Origin of the sequence: Paludisphaera soli (genome assembly GCF_011064595.1) — a bacterium.
In the GTDB taxonomy this organism is placed as follows: Bacteria; Planctomycetota; Planctomycetia; order Isosphaerales; family Isosphaeraceae; genus Paludisphaera; species Paludisphaera soli.
The window spans coordinates 1-545 of the sequence record NZ_JAALJI010000142.1 but is presented as its reverse complement, the minus strand read 5'-3'; the positions used below and the strand labels follow the sequence as shown (position 1 = coordinate 545).

The 545-nt window shown below is 70.8% G+C and carries 1 pseudogene; it reads left to right on the top strand.

From position 1 onward, the window contains the following. Nucleotides 1–545, top strand: a pseudogene (locus tag G6O68_RS32050) (hypothetical protein); the annotation flags it as partial.

Genomic DNA, 545 nt, shown 5'->3' with positions numbered 1-545 from the left:
AGACGGCTCGGTCCGGCTCCCGGCCGAGAGGGAGAAGCTCCAGATCGGCGACGTGTCGCAGGTCAGCGGCGACGCCCGCGTTCAGAAGGCGCTCAAGCGGCTGGCGGCCGATAAGGCCCCGGCGACGGTCTCGCAGATGGTCATGTGGCGGGTCGCCCAGGGCCTCGAATGGGACGTCATCGCCCAGCTCGCCGAGCGTAGCGGCAAGGCCTATGAGTACGAACTCACGCTGGCCCAGGACTTCGTCGATCACCTCGACTCGCTGCCGAACGACGAGACCGGGGTGCTGCTGTTCCAGGTCGACGCCAAGGACGCCGGCTCCGAGGCGACCGCCGCGGCGCTGACCAAGGCCCTCAAGGACAAGCCGATCCTCGGCCTCTGGGCCCGCGAGGGCGTCCCCGCCGAGCCCGCCGGCCCGGCCGTCGCCTGCAAGGTCCGCATCGACGGCAAGGAGGCGACCGTCCAGGTCGCCTCCAGCAACAGCAACGCCCAGGCCTGGGTCCCGTTCGGCAAGTTCACCCTGCCGGTCGCCCTGAACGACGGCG